The following is a 665-nucleotide window of genomic DNA, read 5'->3' on the forward strand; positions in this document are numbered from 1 at the left end:
CGACAAGTGCACCGAATGCGTGGGCCATTTCGACGAGCCCCAGTGCGTGCAGATCTGCCCCGTCGCCTGCATCCCGGTGAATCCGCAGCACGTGGAGAGCCGCGAGACGCTGTGGCAGAAGTACCAGCGCCTCACGGGCGACACCGCCGGGGCCCCGGCGGGCACGCGCGCGGAGTAGGGCGCTGGATGCGCCGCTGCCTGCCAGGGCGGGCGCGGTGCGTGCATCCGAGGCCACAGTGTCCCCACATGGCCTGCATGGCCGCTGCCGTGGCGGCAGGTGGGCGATGGAGACCGGGCCCCGCCTACCGCTGCGCAGGCGGCGTCGGCGGCAGCCCTTCCGGCCGCGGCGGCTTCGGGCGTGGCGGCTTGGTGGTGTGCACGAGCAGCATGGCCTTTTCCATGTCGCCCGCCAGCATGGCCGGCGCGGCCTTGAGCGAATGCGCGATGCTGTCCTCGATCTGCGTGCGGTGGTCGGGCGAGGGCTTCTTGAGCACCCAGTTGGGCACCTCTTCCTTCACGCCCGGGTGCCCGATGCCGATGCGCAGGCGCCAGTAGTCCGGCGAGCCCAGCTGCGCATGGATGTCGCGCAGCCCGTTGTGCCCCGCATGGCTGCCCCCGCGCTTGAGCTTGGCCTGGCCCGGCACGATGTCCAGCTCGTCGTGGGC

General features: G+C 72.0%; 1 protein-coding gene. It reads right to left on the minus strand.

Annotation, left to right across the window (positions count from 1 at the left end; genetic code table 11):
• Positions 1–302: 302 nt before the first annotated feature.
• A partial coding sequence (locus GVL52_RS31550; protein ID WP_200847935.1) for an aminoacyl-tRNA hydrolase occupies positions 303–665 on the minus strand: 363 nt, incomplete at its 5' end.

This window comes from Rhizobium sp. 18055 (genome assembly GCF_902706285.1).
Classification (GTDB): domain Bacteria; phylum Pseudomonadota; class Alphaproteobacteria; order Rhizobiales; family Rhizobiaceae; genus Rhizobium.